Below are 18,021 nucleotides of genomic sequence, written 5' to 3' on the forward strand. Positions count from 1 at the left end.
AGCTTTTATAGCCGATTGGTAGCATTAGGGGGCGCTGCCGTTTATTCAGTGTTTGTCAATAAAAAAACGTATCAGCAACTTTAGGCTGATACGTTTTGGGATTCTTACAACACCTTCCCAAGAAAAGCCTTGGTCCGGTCATGCTTAGGGTTACCAAACAACTCGCTCGGAACATCTTCTTCCACGATATATCCGCCATCCATAAAGATGACGCGGTCCCCAACTTCACGGGCAAAGCCCATTTCGTGTGTAACCACAACCATGGTCATTCCTTCGCGGGCAAGGTCTTTCATAACTTCCAATACTTCGCCGATCATCTCGGGATCGAGTGCCGATGTGGGCTCATCGAACAGCATAACTTTTGGTTCCATGGCAAGAGCTCTCGCAATAGCGACACGCTGTTTCTGTCCACCGGAAAGCTCCCCTGGATAGCTTTCCGCTTTTTCCTCTAGCCCGACTTTTCTTAGAAGGTTTAGGGCTGTTTTCTTAGCGGCTTCTTTATCGACACCCTTGGTTTTCATCGGTGCGAGTGTAATGTTCTGAAGAACGGTTTTATGCGGGAAGAGGTTGAAGTGCTGGAACACCATCCCGACTTCCTGGCGTATTTTATTGATGTTGATTTTTGGGTCTGTAATGTCATTTCCGTTGACGATGACATGGCCGCCGGTGATTTCCTCCAGCTTGTTTAAGCATCTGAGGAAGGTGCTTTTTCCCGAGCCGGACGGACCGACTACACAGACCACTTCCTGCTCTTTTACGTCTGTACTGATATCTTTTAACACTTCCAGGTCTCCGAAGGATTTTTTGAGGTTATTTACTTGTATTACGCTCATCGCAGTTCATATCTCCTCTCTACAAAGTCGCCGAGTTTTGTAAGCAGGTAAATCAGGATGAAATACATCAGTGCTACGACTCCCCAGATTTTAAATGCTTCAAAGGTTGAGGATACGGCAGTCTGCCCTCTTTGTGTCAATTCGGCGATGCCGATAACTGAAAGAAGCGAGGTATCTTTTAAACTGATGATTGCCTGATTGACAAATGCGGGAAGCATTCTTCTTAAAGCTTGGGGCAGTACAATGTAACGCATTGTCTGTCCGCTTGTGAGCCCCAGTGTCCTGGCTGCCTCTGTTTGTCCTTTGTCGATTGATTGGATTCCGGCGCGGACAATTTCAGCAATATATGCACCTGCATTAATAGTAATCCCTATTATACCGGCTGTTATGGGATCGAGTGATATGAATTCAAGTGAATTCAATCCAAAGTAGATAAAGAATAGTTGAACAAGGAAAGGAGTTCCCCTGACAAAGTTAATGAACCATATGGCGACCCACTTTAAGGGCGGAATCGGTGACAAGCGGAACAGCGCTATAACCAATCCAAGGATAAAACCCAGGAGCAAACCGACAACTGTTATATAAGCGGTAAGCTGCAATCCCTCCCACAACATTGGGAGTATTTCTATTATGACATCCATAGCGTTTCTCCTTTCATGCTGTAAAATTTAAAAAGACAGCGCGCAAGAGGAGCGCGCTGTGCAGTCTTACTCTTCCAGGTATGTGTTTATAATTTCATCATATTCGCCGCTGTCTCTCAGTTTTTGAAGGCCGCTGTTGATTTTTTCGAGAAGTTCCTGATTCTCTCCTTTGAGTATGGCGATTCCATATTGGTCACCGTTCAGGCGATCTCCAACAGTTTTTAACCCAAGATCTTTTGTTTTAATCTGATAAGCGATTACCGGGTAATCCTCAATCAGTACATCGGCATTTCCATTGGCAACTTCTTGGAACATCGACGGACTGTCATTGAATTGGCGGACTTCGGCTATGCCGACTTCCTCTTTCAATTCTTCAGCCTTATCGGCGCCTGTTGTACCATTTTTAACGGCGACAGTTTTACCTTCTAAATCTTCAACAGATGTAATGTCGTTGTTATCTTCTGAAACAACAAGAGTCAATCCGGCATCAAAATATGGATCGGAGAAATCCACTTTCTCTTTCCGTTCATCAGTGATACTCATTCCTGCAATCGCCACATCAAGCTGATCTGCCTGCAGTGCCGGGATGATTCCGCCAAAATCCATCGGTTTCAATTCAATTGAAAAGCCTTCTTCTTCGGCAATAGCGTTGATAAGATCAATATCAATTCCTTTATAATCGCCGCCTTCTTCAAATTCGAACGGAGGATAAGTCGTATCCGTACCCACAGTGTATGTAGTGCCTCCGTCATCCCCGGATCCGCCTTCATCCCCGCCGTTATTTGCTGAGTTGTTCGTTCCGCACGCGGCAAGAACCAGCATCAAAGCCATCAAAAAGCTCACTATTTTTATTTTTTTCATCTAATCCCTCCAAGTATTTTTAGATAATTCTGTACTATTACAATGTTAACAAAAGTTTACAGTGTAGTTCAAAGGATATGCTTTCTTTAACTCTTTAACGCGCTCAAAGAATCTCATGAAAAAGCTATTAATGTTAAAATGGGAAATAGAGAAAATGGAGTAAATAGTGGAGGAGTGTTCTAATGCTGATTCAATGTACAAAGAAACTGCTGGATGACCTGAAGGTCAGTGCCGAGGAATCTTTTGAAGAAAATCCACTGTTTTCCTGGCATGCAAATATTATTAAGCTCGGACGCAAGAAGACGATTGTCCTGGTGAACGATCACACGAGATATTCAATCGTGCTTTACGGCGTGAAAGCAAAGGACCTGAAAAATCTCAGCGGTCTGCTTATGGAATCGATTCGTGAGATTTTTAAGGCAGAAGGGGTTAAGCCGGAGATCATTGAGCAGTTCATACAACAATCAGGCGAAGCAGCTTTTACTAAAACCAAAGACAGAAAATCTGTAGCTAGAATGAACAGGGCTTGTGAAGATGTTTACTTCATGACCGATTTGATTGATGAGGAATCTATTGCTCAAGTTGATGTGAGTATGAAGATCAGCTCCATGCTGGCTGGGGTTGGGAAGGGTAAATATATAAATCCGAATGAGGAACTGTATAGAAGCTTGGAGGAAATGGCGGGACAACCTGTTTTTCATTCAGAAGCAGCCCAGTTAAAAGTAACCCTAAAGCTGGAGGATCATGCTGTTTGGCGGAGGATCACCATCCCGACGAACTATAATTTCAAGCAATTACACAATGTCCTGCAAATTGCTTTTAACTGGCAGAACAGCCACCTATATGATTTCATGGTCAAATCGAAAGACCAAGGGGAGCCCCTGATGAACATTGTTTCTTATAGAGATGCTTTTAATGAAGAAAGCGAACTTCCGATGAAAATGGAAACCGAGGTTGAGCTGTCTCAATGTCTGGAAACAGCCATTCTCTACACCTACGACTTCGGAGACAATTGGCGGCATGAGATCCAGGTGGAAAATGTGATTCAGGATTATAAAGTAAACTACCCAGTATGCACGGAAGGAGAAGGAAGTGCACCGCCAGAGGACGTAGGCGGTGTACCGGGCTTTGAAGAGTTTATACGTGTTATCAGCGATAAAAATCACCCTGAAAATGAGCACATGACAGGCTGGGGTGAAATGCAGGGGTATGAGACTTTCAATCTAAATGAGGTTAATTGGATGCTCAAGAAGAAATTGTAGCCAGGGAGTTTGATTGAGGGCAAATGATTCTACACTCCGTTTGATAAAAGGAAAATATTCGACAGGGGCCGGCGTTTCAACAGCTGAGCCCCTGGAAAGGAGAAAAACCATGTTAAACCTATTAAAAAAGCTGTCTCTGCAATCAAAATGTGCCATCTGTAAGCAGAAGCCGAAACAGGCAGCAGTCTATTTCAATGATAGAGGACAGAAGGTGAAGGTCTGCGCCAAGTGTGTTCCTTATGCGGAGAGGCGGGCTTTTAGGAAGTAGTTTGTTCTTGTCCTTTAGGTTTACTGGATGGCAGGGGGAGGAGTGTGATGGTGTGTGCCTCACTTTCGGTCACGAGCGTGAGATCTCAGCGGAGATAGGTATGAAGAGTGCCTCGCTTCGATCAGGAGTGAGAGAATTTGTATGAAATATGGATGAAGAGAGCTTCACGCGGGTCAAGAAATAGAGAAATCATTAGAGATATGTTCAAAGCAGTCCCTTTTAGCAGAAAAGGTTAGAGGGTCATCTTTTTAACCGCATCAACCATTTTTAGGTAGAAACATCACCCCGACCAAATTCCTATAGAAGGCAAGCGGAATAACCCCCAAAGACCCATCTTTCCAAAAAAGATTGATTAGTGAAAATTTTCATAGTACCTTATATATAAGTAGTATGATAGCGTTTGCATAAAGTGATAAGTCTGTGTAGTTGCCCTGGAATGAGGAGGTTTGCGCCTATTTGCGCAACCGGTTTCACAACTGCATTTGTTTTTGTGGGTTTGTGCAAACGGTTTCATTAATAAAACTAAACAGGAGGAAAAGGGATGCGGAGGAAACAGTTTCAAAGAATGACAGCAATCTTTTTATCATTCATTCTTGTAATCTCGATGTTCGCAGGATACATACCGGGGGCGAATGCAGAGACGGGAGACCGTTCTGTCAGCCTGTCTTATGAGCGGAGTGATGAGGAGTATGAAGGCTGGAATCTCTGGGTTTGGGGTACAGGGGTTCAGGATGACCAGATCGATTACACAGAAGTGAAGGACGGCAAAGCGATTTTCAATATAGCTGTCAGCCCTGATGTTGATGAAATCGGTTTTGTTGTAAGAAAAGGAACGGACTGGTCGGAAAAGGATGTCGACGGTGACCGTTTTATTACATTGAATAAAAAAGATTCGATTACAAAGGTACATGTGAAGAGCGGAGAGATGGAGTTTCATAAGGTGCCGGATGGGTCCGGCCCAGTCGTTGAAGATGGCCAGGCCACTTTCTTTTTCCGTGACAAGGAGTTATACGCACAAGGCTCAATGGATACGGTGGAAAAGGTAGAGCTGGAGATTCTGGGACAGCGATATGAAATGGAAGCGCAGCCGGAAAACGAGCGTTGGAGTTATACACTGCAAGACCTTCCTCAGGGAGAGCATCTCTACACGTATTTTGTTACTGTGAACGGTGAAACAACCGAGGTAACAGATCCTTATAATACGGTTGACGGGCAGTCTGTCGTCACATACCAAGTGGCTGACTTCCAAGTTTCAGCGTCGGTTCAGCCAGAAGCGGTGAGCTACAATGAAAATGCGGTGGTTTCTGTTGATCTTGGAACAGACACAGAGGCGGATATCCGTGAAATGTATATGGATTTGACAGCCATCGGCGGGGAAGAAAAAGTCAGCATCGATCCGCAGCTGAAGGAGCTGGCGGTTGCTGTTGACCAGAAGGTGACAGCGGGTGTGAAGGCCCTGCCAATCACAGTGGTGGACGAATTTGGAAATACTCACAAAGCAGAGGCTTCCTTGGAAGTGAAGGCACGTACCTTCACGGGTGAAGAAGCGGACTTTGATTGGGATGAATCAGTCATTTACTTCATGCTGACGGACCGTTTTTTTGACGGAGACAGTTCAAACAATGATCCTTATGGAATCGGCTATGATACTTCCAAGAGCGGCACGTATCAGGGCGGCGATTTTAAAGGAGTCACGGAAAAATTAGAGTATCTTGATGAACTTGGAATCAACACGATCTGGCTGAGCCCGATCGTCGATAATATCGACTATGATGTCAGAAGTGAGAATCCGGATACTCCTTATTATGCTTACCATGGGTACTGGGCGGATAATTTCGGAGAGTTGAATCCTCATTTTGGTTCCATGGAAGATTTCCATGAATTGATCGATGAAGCGCATAACCGCGGAATCAAAATCATGGTGGATGTTGTGCTGAACCACTCAGGTTATGGATTGAAGGAAAGTGATGCCGGAACGACGGGTATTCCTAACTTCCCGACAGACGAAGATCGGGCACGCTTTGACGGCATGCTACGTGCCGGCGGCGATGATACGATCCGCGGCGAATTGTCAGGTCTGCCTGACTTCCTGACAGAGAACGCTGAGGTTCGTGACCAGATTGTTCAATGGCAGACTGATTGGATTGAAAAATCAACAACACCGAACGGCAATACGATTGATTATTTCCGTGTCGATACAGTCAAGCATGTGGAAGATACGACATGGATGAAATTTAAAAATGAGTTAACGAAAGTAAAGCCTGACCATAAGATGATCGGTGAGGTCTGGGGAGCGAACGTGGACGAAGATTCCGGTTACCTGAATTCCGGAATGATGGATTCACTGCTCGACTTTGATTTTAAAAACCTGGCGAGGGAATTTGCGAATGGCAGTCTGACTGCGGTTGAGTCTAAGCTGGAAAGCCGTAATGGTGAAATTTCCAATGACGCAACACTTGGGCAGTTCCTCGGCAGCCATGACGAAGACCGTTTCCTTGAAGCAGTGGAAGGCGACCTTGGTAAATACCAGGTAGGTGCTTCACTGCAGCTGACGGCCAAAGGACAGCCGGTCATCTATTATGGTGAAGAGCTCGGCCTTCCTGGTAAAAATAATTACCCGGTTTATGATAACCGTCCGAATTTGCCTTGGGATGAAACGGAAGGAAACAAGGTGCTCTCGCATTATCAAAAAGTACTGGACTTCCGAAACGCACATACGGATATTTTTGCTAAAGGCGAGCGGAGTAAAATCGCGGGCTCGGACAGTGAAAAATATCTTGTGTTCCAACGAAGCTATAATGAAGAAAAAGTATATATCGGGTTAAATACGGCAACCTCGGCCAAAGAAGCATCTGTGGACTTCAGGTTGGGAAATGCGGTCGTAACTGATCATTATTCTGACAAAACATACACGACTTCTGAAAACGGAAAAGCGACAGTGACACTGCCGGCAATGGAAGACGGCGGAACGGCATTGTTCACGGTTGAAGGCGGTGCCCCTTCAGAAGAGCCGGGAGATGCCGGTGAGATTGCGGAAGATACGCTTCGCATCCACTATCAGTGAACAGATAACAGCTACGAAAATCTCGGTCTATGGTTATGGGGAGACGTTGAAACTCCTACAGAGAACTGGCCAGCAGGCGGAAAAGCTTTTGATGGGGTGACAGAGTACGGTGCGTACGTTGATGTGAAAATCAACAGCGATGCCCAGGAAGTCGGATTCCTCGTCTTGGACAGAACCAATGGTGATAAAGACGTCGGAGATAAAATCGTTGAACTTTCTTCTCCTGAACTGAATGAAGTCTGGATAAAGGAAGGTTCTGACGAAGTCTTTTTATACGAACCGGCCGACCTGCCCGACAATACGGTGAGGATTTACTATGACCGTGAAAAGGATGACTATGAAGGCTGGGGCCTTTGGAACTGGGGCGATGTTGCCGCACCGTCAGACGGCTGGCCGAATGGAGCAGCGGATGCAGCGGGAATTGGCAAGTTTGGTGCGTATTATGACATTGAACTTGCAGAGAATGCTTCACAAATCAATTTCCTTTTTGTGAACAAAAGCACTGGTGCCCAAACGGGAGATATGTCGTTTGAAATGCTGGATCAGTACAACACACTGTTTGTAAAAGAAGGTGAAGACAAGGTTTACACGGATCCTTATGGAGCAGGCAAGGCTTCTCTTTTATCAGGAGAAGTGCTTTCCGAGGAGCTGATTTCCCTTCGTTTTTCCAAGACAGAAGGATTGACGGCCGAAGAGTTGAAAAACAACATTTCGGTTGCGGATAAAGACGGAAATGAAGTAACCATTTCAGATGTGACAGTGGAAGGGGAAGAGAAGGTCCACCTTCACGGCACGTTTGATATCGAGAAGCTTCCATACTCCGTTACTTACGGGGAACGCTCGGTAGAGGTGAAGTCAGGCTGGAAGTTGATCGATGAGATGTACGGCTATGACGGACAGTTAGGCGCAGAACTTCATAAGAAAGGTAACGCCACATTGAAGGTCTGGTCTCCAAAGGCGGATAACGTTTCTGTTGTTCTTTATGATAAAAAAGACCAGAATAAAGTGGTGAAAACCGTTGAGATGGAGAAAGGCGACCGCGGTGTCTGGTCTGTAACTCTTACGAAAAAGAACACTGGCGTTGCGAATCACAAGGGTTATTACTATCACTACAAGGTCACTCATGGTGAGGAAACAAAACTGGCGCTTGATCCTTATGCGCAGTCCATGGCAGCCTGGAGCAGCGAATCGGGAGACCCTGTAGGGAAAGCGGCAATCGTCGATGTTGCAAAGGTGGGTCCGAAGCTTGATTTTGCTGATATTCCTGGATATGAAAAGCGTGAGGACACAATCATCTACGAAGCACATGTACGTGACTTCACGTCCGATCCGAATATTGCAGATGAGTTGAAATCCGAATTCGGCACATTCTCCGCCTTCGTGGAAAAATTGGATTACATTGAAGACCTGGGAGTTACCCATATCCAGCTGCTGCCGGTGATGAGCTACTACTTCAGCAATGAGTTTGAAAAAGATGAAAGAATGCTGGAATACGAATCAACCGACACGAACTACAACTGGGGATATGACCCGCAGAGCTACTTCTCTTTGACAGGCATGTATTCGGAAAAACCGGAAGACCCGGAAAAGAGAATCAAAGAGTTCAAAAAGTTGATTAAAGAGATTCATAAGCGCGACATGGGTGTGGTCCTTGATGTGGTCTACAACCATACCGCGCAGGTTTCAATTTTTGAAGACCTTGTACCAAATTACTATCACTTCATGGATGGTGATGGCACGCCGAGAACGAGCTTTGGCGGCGGACGTCTTGGCACGACGCATAAAATGTCCAGAAGAATTTTAGAAGACTCCATTATGCACTGGGTCAACGAGTACAAAGTCGATGGTTTCCGTTTTGATATGATGGGCGACCACGACGCGGAAAGTATCCAGAGAGCATTTGATCAAGCGAAAAAGGTGAACCCGAATCTTGTGATGATCGGGGAAGGCTGGAGAACGTTTGCAGGAGATGAAGGCGAGCCGGTTCAAGCTGCCGACCAGGATTGGATGCAGCACACAGAAGCGGTCGGAAGCTTCTCCGATGAGTTCCGCAATGAGTTGAAGTCCGGTTTCGGAAGCGAAGGCCAGCCAAGGTTCCTGACGGGCGGCGCACGCAATATAGACCAGATTTTCGATAACATCAAAGCGCAGCCTCATAATTTTACAGCCGATCAGCCGGGTGACGTGGTGCAATATATCGCCGCTCATGACAACCTGACGCTGTATGATGTCATCGCGCAATCAATTAAAAAAGACCCGGATGTCCCGGAAAATAACGTGGAGATTCATAAGCGTGTTCGAATCGGAAATGCGATGGTACTGACCTCGCAGGGTACGGCATTCATCCATGCCGGCCAGGAATTCGGCCGTACCAAACAATGGAGAGCGGAAGCAGAAACGGATCCTTATAAGTCCACTTACATGACGGACGAAAATGGAACACCGTTCAAGTATCCGTATTTCATCCATGATTCCTACGATTCTTCAGACATCATCAACCGAATCGACTGGGAAAAAGCAACGAACGAAGAGCTGTACCCGGTGAATAACGTGACAAGAGAGTACACATCTGGATTGATCAAGCTGCGCCGCTCAACGGATGCCTTCCGTCTCGGTTCAAAAGAGCTGGTCGATTCCAATGTCATATTGCTGGACGCTCCTGAAATCGGTGACCAGGATCTGCTGATCGCCTACCAGGCAAAAGCAACGAATGGCGAAGTGTATCACGTATTCATCAACGCGGATTCTAAAGCCAGAACAGTGACTTTAGGAGAAGACTTGACCGGCGCATCGGTACTTGTCGACGGAGACGAAGCAGGTGTTGAGGAAGTTACCGAAAGAACAGGATTTGATTTGAAGGCGGACAGCATCTCTTTGGATCCTCTGACGACGGTTGTCGTTAAGGTTGGAGATGCTGAGGAAGAGGAAGAGAATCCGGGCAAGGGTGATGATAAGCACCGCTTTCCTTTTAAGAATTTCCTTATATATCTATGGAACAAATACTTCTCGAATTATTTTCCTTTTCAGCCTTGAGGGTCATTTTTGAACGCTGATGATAACAGGTGAAAGAAAGATTATTGTGGAAAGGGCATCTCTTTATGAGGTGCTCTTTTTAATGTATAGGCTATGTTAAAGTTTAATGTTGTTTTAATAATAAATGAGAATTCCAATAGTATGGAATTCTCATTTATAGTGATTTCAATAAAGCATTTTAAGTTTGAGTTACTCATTTACTTCGTTTTCTAAACTCTAAATTCTTTCTTTTAGTTGTTTTTTCTTTCTTGACTTGTTGAGCCTCATAGAAAGTCCCAGCCGCAAGAGAAAATGCAAACCACGCCCATAATCACTCCATCATAATCCGCTCTCAAAATATCTATTCTTGATTGTTACGGTTTTTTTGTTTTCTTCCTCCAATTCACTAAGCCTTCTTTCATTTTTCAATTCATTGTTTCTTTTAGACTTTTGAAATTTATCTACTATCACTAAGAAAATAACAATCCAAAGAATAGATAAGATTACCCAAACAAAAATTAGTGATGACGACCCCATTGGATTTCCCCCTTATTATTTCTTGAACTTAGATAACCTAAGATTATCATATGTTACACATATTGGTATTAAATTCCCTTTAATTATCATATCATTGACTGTTACTTCGTTCAGTTGGTGTTGAATGCTCTCAAGCACTTGGAACCACGCAAGATAATTATCAAGATACTTTGTCGCCACACCATTAAAACGCTGTATCCATCCTTTCAGTCTACTGTGGTAATTGTTGACGTTTTGGATATGATAAAGCCCCTTTGTGCGGAACTTTCCGTTTGATTTGAACTGATAAATGGTCATTCCATTGTCAGCAGCGTAGGTTCTGAACGCTCGCCAGGAGTCTGTACATAATACATTTTGAGATGAAAGTTTTTGACCAATCGCTTTGTCTAATTGCTCTGTTTTTATTCTGCCTACGCCAAGCGTTTTTGAGATTGTATATTTGTCCCGGTCTCTTGCCACTAATACACAGACCTGTTCCTTGCTGATGCCACGTTTCTTGGCTTTTCCACCACGTTTACGAGGTTTTCTTCCTGTGATTTTTTTCTGCCCTTTTTCAGAGTACAGGAAATAGGTCTCGTCCATTTCAACGATACCTTGAAAATTATCTACTTCAATTTGCTTTAGTGCTGACAATAGTTTGTGTCTCCAGTAAAAAAGTGTGACGTGGGTTACCCCTTTGACCAATTTGGCTGACTTACGGAGGGACTGCCCATCAATCATACATTCTATGAATTTTATCCACTTATTCATACGCCGAGTTCTATAAAGTGCGGTGTTTGTTAAATCAGTGAAAGTTGAAGCACAAGATTTACAACGATACCGTTGTTTCTTTACTTCATCACCATCTACAAGGGTGATGTATTTACCAAATCTGACAACGTGTTTGGATTGGCAGCGAGGGCAAGTGTATCCCTGTTTATATTTTCGTTCTGAAATCTCTTGAAGAGCGTTTCCTGTTGAAGATGATGCAGTGAGAGCATCTATAAGAAATGCCCGCAGCCTTTGTTTTTCTGCCGGATTTAATTTCTGTATCTCTTTTAAGATATCTGTCGCTCTCACTGTCATCACCAACCTATATTTGATACATTCATTATAGAACAAATGTTCTTGAAATTCAAATATCAACATTATCCTTTAACATAGCCAATGTATAAAGAGATTGTGGATGGGAGGCTGAGTCGATGTTTAACGATTGGCCGATAAACTGCGAGTTTTCGTCGATAAAAGAAATTTACCGGTTCCGTCGATAAAGTTCACTTTAAAGTGCACAATAGAAGCAGCCTTCATTAGAATAAGGCAAATTGTTGAATCCTTAAGTTCATCATATTGAGTCTTAAATTTACTCTCGAAAGGTGTAGAATTCGATAAAAAACAATCATTCCCGACACGAAAAATAAAATGGGCATAATTCTTTATAAAGAACAAAATGTGTACTATAATGGATAACAACATAAACGATACTCGTTTTGATTCTTTAAAGGAGTGAGAGAGATTGAGGAAACGATTGGTTTTGATTCAACTGTCGAGGGCGCTTGTGCCGATTATGGTGATGCTGTTTCATGTTTCGGTGAATATGGAGGGGTATTGGGAATATAATTTACTCGGGTTGTCGTCTCTTCCGATTTCCGGCGGTGTCAATTACTTTTTTGCTTTATCCGGTTTCATGCTTTTTTATATTTATCAGAAGAAGTTAGGACAGCCTAAGCAATTAAAGGGATTTTTGCAAAGCAGGTTCGTCCGGATTTATCCCGTTTATTTTGTTCTTACGTTGATTGCAATTCCGGTTCTGGTTTTCTTCCCTTATTTAGGTGTGGGCCATGAAATCAATTACAATACGATTGTTCATTCCCTGCTGCTCATCCCAGAGGTGGATGGGGTGAAGCCGGTGTTGGATGTGGCCTGGTCATTGGTTTACACAGTTTATTTTTATATGATTTTTTCAGTGTTGTTTTTTTCCAAGAAGGTCTTCTCGACAATCTTTTTGACAACATGGACGATTATTTCAATAGCATTTGCTACTAATATTTTGTGGGCGGAGCAGTTTATCCCCTACTTCTTTTTCTATCAATATAACCTGATTTTCCTGGCAGGGATGCTTTGTGCATACGCAGTGACACGGTTCCAGCCTTCGATGCTCGTTTCGGCTGCCCTGATTATTATCGGACTGGCTGGTTTTCCCCTGACTTGGTTGAACTATTTCAACCCGGTATTGGATAACAGTTATTATGACCTTTATACCGGGCTTGCCTCTGTGTTCATTATTTACGGACTTGCTTCGATAGATATGAAAAAGGACATCAGGATTCCAAGCGCGCTGAATTATCTCGGAAGTGCCTCGCTTTCGATTTACCTGGCACACAATCTTGTACTGAATACCTTCTCTGAAATCTTCAGCAGGACGGGAGTGTATTACGCGGCAGGGCCGGTGGTGACAAGCATCAGCCTGCTGGTCATCATCACGTTCTTCGGCTGCCTGGTGCATTCGTTTATTGAGAAGCCGTTGACAGCGAAGCTTAAAAAGACAATTACCAGTAATGGGTCGCCAATTACAGAAACGCAAAAGGCAATTCCAGGAACGGGAGCCTCGCAAGTCATATAAGACAGCTCTTCCAGGAACAGTCCCTCTCAGCGGAGTAACGTGTTTATACGTTAACTCGTTAAGAGGGACTGTTCCTTTTAGTGGGAAGGTACTGGCCGCGGTTTCTTAAGTCTGATGAATGGGTTAGAATAGGTATAAGATTTCCAGTTTATGAAAGGAAATGGAGTGAAAAGCTCTATGAAGCTATTAAGAATATTATTTATAATTGTCGGGAGTATCATTCTTGGAGTTGGTTCCTTCAGAGTGAGTGAAGCGATGGTTGAAAATCTAAATACTTCCTATGTTCCCGAGCGTCCTCTTCCATTGAATACAGTGGAGGAGCAGGATGAAAGTTTTAATGCGGATGCCTCACAGGATGTGGACAAGCTCATTTCCCACTCTGTGAAAGGTTCGGGTACGACTTCTCTGCCCGTGGATACGGATGAGAGTTATATTATCTATGAGGATGCCTTGTACTTAAACACTTCCGGTGAAGGGGAATGGGCAAAGGTGCCGGATGACGATATGCTCGGATATGCTAGGATAAGCGACTATCTTGAAACCATTTCTGAAAGTAATATCTTTGTATCGAAGGGGTATTCAGCGGTTGTCTATGGAGGGAGGGGTTCTGAAAATATTAGTATCATGAAAACGTATGATGAAGGAATCTCTTGGTCTGTCGGCACAATTTCTAAAACGGCAACACGTGACCTGGAAAAGGGTTACGATGATTTATTTATCGACTTTTCAGAAGATCAAGGAACGGGTTACCTTGCAGCTGTCCGAAGCAGAAGTGGAACGGAAGGAGAGGCACTTGCTTTCCGCAGTGTTAATTCTGGAGTGACCTGGGACCCTGTGAGTGAAATCGATGAGCTTTACGTGGAAATTTTATCACGATTTGAATTGCAGGTGGAAAAACAGGATGAAGAATAAAAGATGGAAAATCATTTTGGGATTGTTCGCGGTTTTGCTGGCTGGTTTTCAGGCAGCGGTCCTTGCCGCAGGCCGTCTTTTCGATGTTCACCTTGTGTATGAGTGGATCTTCTATGCTAACAACTACATACTGGTTGTCTTGCTGCTATTATTGGCAGTGCCAAAGAATGTATATGCCCTTTGGACAATCAGAGCGGCAGCATTGATGCTCCTTGTCTCCAATACCACTTTTTATTACTATATGGGAAATATAAATGTGGTTGTTTCCAAGCCGGAAGATGGTGATCATACGCTGATTCTCAAAGAATATGAAAATAGCAGATATGAAACGGTCAGGTTAAAGCCCTTGGCATTCCTTTTCGGCAGGGAAACAGCTGTCTTAAAAGGAAGTTCGGAATATAAGGCCATCCAAGAAGGTGAATACAACGTAGAATGGGTCAGCGGCGATTCTGCTATTATTACTTATAAAACAGAGGAAGAGAGTCTTTTGGAACAGGATGTGTTCAACTTCCGAGACTCTGATTATGTCAGTTATCAATATGCTCTCGTTGCCTTGACGGGTAAGTGGTATGAGAAGGATAACCCGGATAGCTATTTTATGGTTGACCAGGGGGAGATACTATATGCGAAAGATGGAGAACTGCATTATTACAGTGAGGATGAGGCAGAGCAGCAGGGAATCTTCTCTCTGGTTTTTAAAGGAGCTGATGAAAAGCCTTCCTTTACCATCATCCTTAATTCCGATGCAGAGTATGGAGAAGATGGGCTCATTAAAAAAGGCGGGACCATCACCATCTCTCCAGCTGATTTAAATGAGACAGAGGGGAAGGTCTACCTCAAGGAAGAAAATCAGGAATGAGTTTCCTGTGAATTGAATAGGAAGATATACTATAGATAAACCAATCAGGGAGAGGGATAGTATGAAAGTGCTAAAGGTGTTGCTTTTCGCAGTGATTTTTCTTGGAATAGCAGGCTATGCAGTCTATCATTTCGGCACTAATATGGCTTCTGAAAAGATAGCAGACTATGTCAATGAGGAAGCAGTCAATTCTGGGCAGCTCGAGGACGTGAAACAGCAGATAGCAGCAAACCCAGAGCTTCAGCAGTTTCTGACAGACGGTATTGAAAATGTGGATGAAAGCTCTTTGGTATATCAGACAAAAGAAGAAGCGATTAATGGTGTGATCAAAAAGGTCGGGATCAGCGAGTTGATAAACCTTCAGTCTAAGGTTTCAGATGGTGTTACTCTAGAAGAGCAATCTGAGATTATTGCTATGCTGGAGGAGAAAATGAGTGAGGAAGAGATTCTTGCGCTTAAAGTATTGGTGAATAAAGAGCTGGGACTATAAAGAGAGGAATGGGGCAGCGGTTTGTGACTGCTCTTTTTTAATATGAAAAAGAAGCATCCAGGAAAGGGCAGCTGCCTTGGATGCTCCTTTTAACTATGAAATTTTATTATTCTGTAATCCCCACCGAATCAAATCCACCGGCAGCGGCTGCAACTTCAGGACTTCCTTCTCCATAAATGTCGATAGCTGACTGTATAATGGATTCCCTGGCATGGCTGAAGTCTGAGTCAGGTGTCAGATAGACAGTAAGCGCGCGGTAGTAGATTTTACCGAGCTTTTCTCTGCCGATGTCCTGGGCCGTCAAATAAGCGGCATGGTTAATAATCGAAGAGTTGATGTGCACTCCGCCGTTGTCCAAGTCACCAGGCAGATCGTAATATTCATCCATATGGGAAGGGTACATGCCGTCACCATTTCCGTATGGAACATAGTCAGCACCGACTGGGAATCTGCTTGGATCGCTCAAGCTTCTAAGGGCATCCCTGCCATCTTCTCTCGCTGCAGGAGCCATGATGTCTTCCCCCATTTCCCAATCAGAATCGTCAATTAAAGCTCCGAAGATATCCGAGAAGGCCTCATTCAATGCACCTGATTGGAAGCGGTAAACGAGTCCGGCCGAGTTGGATGTTACTCCGTGTGCCATTTCGTGAGCCGCTACATCAAGCCCTGCGGACAGAGGTACCATGAATTCGCCATCTCCATCCCCGTAGACCATATAGGTTCCATTCCAAAAAGCGTTATTATAGTTTTCCCCGTAATGGACGACCGATTGAATCGGCATACCGTTATCATCAAGAGAATTGCGGTCATGTTCATGCAGGTAGTACTCGTACACTTGTTCAGAATTATAGTGGGCATCCACCGCCGCTCTGTCAAAGTCATCCTTAAAGGATGCGTCTTTTCCATGGAACACCTCTAAATATCCTTTTGAGTAATCATATGTAATGATCCCCTCTAATCCTTCGTGACTGTAATCAGCCAGGTTAAAAACAGTTCCACCATGCTTTGGCTTGCTTCTTGAAATGTGTAATTTGCGTTGTTCTCCCCATACTCCGAGTCCTACTCCATTTTGGGTTTTGATCTCTTCCGCGTGCATGATGGCGTTGTATTGATCGATGACTTTTCCAGTTTTAGCGTTGACAAATACATACCAGTTACCCGGTTCATCTCCTAGGAAATTGATGTTCACTTTATGGGCGAGATGGTTTTCTCCTTCGAACGGATAGATTACCAGATCAGAAGAAGGCAGCTGGTCTAAGGTGGCGGGAGCGTCTACGGAAGCTTTTGCTGTTTCAAGGGCAGTTTTTACTGAAACAACTGGAGTGGTATCAAAACTGCTTTCATCAATCTCTTTGTTGAGTGCGCCGTTCACTGATGTAATTTCATTTTTTTCATTATAGTGGACAAGCACCTCTGCTCCTTCAACAGGGACTCCATTTTTCGTCTGGCTGTAGCGGAAATGGGTCATGCCCAGTTCATCTTTTTCTTTCTTTTTCAACTTTAGGTTTGTATGAGGTTTTTTCATGCTGAGTCTTGTTTTATTCTCATTGAGGAAGTTGAGGGCATCTGCAGACGATACAGCAGAACGTTTGGCGGCTTGTTTTTCCTTCACAAAGAGCGGTACGTTGGCATTTTCATTCCATTTCTTTACTGAGCTGCTTTCTGCCTGTGTTTCAGGCTGCACAGCAAGGACGTTGCTGTAAGGAAGGGAAGCAGAGATAAGGGCAGTTGTGATGAGAATAGGGGCAAAAACTTTTTTCTTCAATCAAATTCCTCCTATATTCAAGTTAGTACAAGTATAGAAGAGTTGATAGACAATTACATGATTAGTTTGAATTATCTTACAATTATACAAAATAGTGACAATAGTAGAGTTTTCTGTGTCATTTCGATTGTCGAAATAGATAGAAAGTCCTTTATTACATTAAAGCGTCAAAATAATAAAAAGAACCCTGTGGTTTGATGTCCACCAGGGTTCTTGTTTTACTAAGTATTCTTGGCTGATTTTATAAAATTTTCCATTCTTGATGGAGTATTAAGCGACTGTTCGAAATTCGTTTGAACGTCGATCAGTCTTTGAAGCATCAATCATGAGGAAAATGGCAGTGATAATATGCATAATCATTCCCACAAAAGGAATCCAGGCAATACAGGAAGTCACAATTCCTAATATACTTCCTGTGTAAGCTCCTTCATCTCTCTTTGTTAATACAAGAGTAATAATATGTAATATCAACATAATTGCTAATGGTGTCCATAGAAATCCCAGAACGATGGCAGCTCCTAAAATAGGAACCCCCAAGAGTGCTTCAAATGCTCCTGTTACCCATTTCATAATACGCGATGCAGACATGATGGCTAACCTCCTTTATTTACAATTTAATCCATTATACCATAACAGACAGCAGGAAAGAGAAGTCTCTATTGCCAGAATGGAGCAGATGTGTCAGGGAAAAATTGTTTTACTATTAGGTCAACAGTGACTATGATGAAATTTTCTACTCGTCTGTAAAGCAAGCTCCATATCTCCGAGTGCTTGGCATTTAAGAACTTTTGAAGACTAAAGAATACCAAAAGGATTACCACATAAATATACAAAGGGGGTTCATGTTAATAAATATTTATAAATAACGTTGCATAAATATAAAAATGTGTTAAAATACATTTTATTGAATAAATATTA

14 protein-coding genes and 1 pseudogene are annotated in these 18,021 nt (G+C 43.5%); 8 read left to right on the top strand and 7 right to left on the bottom strand.

The genetic code is table 11. From position 1 onward, the window contains the following. Positions 1 to 104: 104 nt before the first annotated feature. From B9Z54_RS22700 to B9Z54_RS22710, 3 genes are all read right to left on the bottom strand, one after another. Positions 105 to 833, bottom strand: a complete 729-nt coding sequence (locus tag B9Z54_RS22700; protein WP_113930618.1) for an amino acid ABC transporter ATP-binding protein — start codon at positions 831 to 833, stop codon at positions 105 to 107. Then, positions 830 to 1,474, bottom strand: a complete 645-nt coding sequence (locus B9Z54_RS22705) for an amino acid ABC transporter permease (RefSeq protein ID WP_113930619.1) — start codon at positions 1,472 to 1,474, stop codon at positions 830 to 832. The genes B9Z54_RS22700 and B9Z54_RS22705 overlap by 4 nt, the downstream gene beginning before the upstream one ends. A 66-nt stretch (positions 1,475 to 1,540) precedes the next feature. Continuing rightward, complete coding sequence (locus B9Z54_RS22710; protein WP_113930620.1) at positions 1,541 to 2,335, bottom strand: transporter substrate-binding domain-containing protein; 795 nt, start codon at positions 2,333 to 2,335, stop codon at positions 1,541 to 1,543. A gap of 182 nt (positions 2,336 to 2,517) precedes the next feature. Here B9Z54_RS22710 and B9Z54_RS22715 point away from each other — a divergent pair, with 182 nt between their 5' ends. From B9Z54_RS22715 to B9Z54_RS22730, 4 genes and pseudogenes are all read left to right on the top strand, one after another. After that, on the top strand, positions 2,518 to 3,597 hold the full coding sequence (locus B9Z54_RS22715) for a plasmid pRiA4b ORF-3 family protein (protein ID WP_113930621.1): 1,080 nt from the start codon (positions 2,518 to 2,520) through the stop codon (positions 3,595 to 3,597). A 109-nt stretch (positions 3,598 to 3,706) separates the two neighbouring features. Next, complete coding sequence (locus B9Z54_RS25375) at positions 3,707 to 3,865, top strand: hypothetical protein (protein ID WP_187444528.1); 159 nt, start codon at positions 3,707 to 3,709, stop codon at positions 3,863 to 3,865. Between the two features lie 541 nt (positions 3,866 to 4,406). Further along, entirely contained in the window at positions 4,407 to 6,929 is a 2,523-nt protein-coding gene (locus B9Z54_RS25970) for an alpha-amylase family glycosyl hydrolase (RefSeq protein ID WP_240190067.1), read from the top strand. 15 nt (positions 6,930 to 6,944) lie between these two features. Further along, positions 6,945 to 9,962, top strand: a pseudogene (locus B9Z54_RS22730) (pullulanase); the annotation flags it as partial. A 318-nt stretch (positions 9,963 to 10,280) separates the two neighbouring features. On the opposite strand, the gene B9Z54_RS22735 reads toward B9Z54_RS22730, so the two are convergent. Both B9Z54_RS22735 and B9Z54_RS22740 read right to left on the bottom strand, forming a co-directional pair. After that, positions 10,281 to 10,478: a hypothetical protein gene (locus B9Z54_RS22735; RefSeq protein WP_113930623.1), complete on the bottom strand. Its 198-nt coding sequence runs from the start codon at positions 10,476 to 10,478 to the stop codon at positions 10,281 to 10,283. Between the two features lie 15 nt (positions 10,479 to 10,493). After that, complete coding sequence (locus B9Z54_RS22740) at positions 10,494 to 11,543, bottom strand: IS1595 family transposase (protein ID WP_113930829.1); 1,050 nt, start codon at positions 11,541 to 11,543, stop codon at positions 10,494 to 10,496. A gap of 427 nt (positions 11,544 to 11,970) precedes the next feature. On the opposite strand from B9Z54_RS22740, the gene B9Z54_RS22745 reads away from it, so the two are divergent. The 4 genes from B9Z54_RS22745 (at position 11,971) to B9Z54_RS22760 (ending at position 15,338) form a co-directional block, all read left to right on the top strand. Then, positions 11,971 to 13,077 carry an acyltransferase family protein gene (locus tag B9Z54_RS22745; RefSeq protein ID WP_113930624.1) on the top strand — a complete coding sequence of 369 codons (1,107 nt, stop codon included), beginning with the start codon at positions 11,971 to 11,973 and terminating at the stop codon, positions 13,075 to 13,077. 177 nt (positions 13,078 to 13,254) lie between these two features. Beyond that, complete coding sequence (locus tag B9Z54_RS22750) at positions 13,255 to 13,989, top strand: hypothetical protein (RefSeq protein WP_113930625.1); 735 nt, start codon at positions 13,255 to 13,257, stop codon at positions 13,987 to 13,989. Beyond that, positions 13,979 to 14,848 carry a hypothetical protein gene (locus tag B9Z54_RS22755; protein ID WP_113930626.1) on the top strand — a complete coding sequence of 290 codons (870 nt, stop codon included), beginning with the start codon at positions 13,979 to 13,981 and terminating at the stop codon, positions 14,846 to 14,848. Before B9Z54_RS22750 ends, B9Z54_RS22755 begins: the two co-directional genes overlap by 11 nt. 61 nt (positions 14,849 to 14,909) lie before the next feature. Then, positions 14,910 to 15,338 (top strand): hypothetical protein, encoded by a 429-nt coding sequence (locus B9Z54_RS22760; RefSeq protein ID WP_113930627.1) that lies wholly within the window; start codon positions 14,910 to 14,912, stop codon positions 15,336 to 15,338. 106 nt (positions 15,339 to 15,444) lie between these two features. On the opposite strand, the gene B9Z54_RS22765 is transcribed toward B9Z54_RS22760, so the two are convergent. Further along, on the bottom strand, positions 15,445 to 17,103 hold the full coding sequence (locus B9Z54_RS22765) for a M4 family metallopeptidase (protein WP_113930628.1): 1,659 nt from the start codon (positions 17,101 to 17,103) through the stop codon (positions 15,445 to 15,447). Positions 17,104 to 17,373: 270 nt separating this feature from the next. Then, the gene (locus B9Z54_RS22770; protein ID WP_113930629.1) at positions 17,374 to 17,691 is read right to left on the bottom strand and encodes a hypothetical protein; all 318 of its coding nucleotides are present in this window, start codon (positions 17,689 to 17,691) and stop codon (positions 17,374 to 17,376) included. Positions 17,692 to 18,021: the final 330 nt, after the last annotated feature.

The sequence above is a fragment of the Bacillus sp. P14.5 genome (assembly GCF_003316765.1).
GTDB lineage: Bacteria > Bacillota > Bacilli > Bacillales > Bacillaceae_B > Rossellomorea.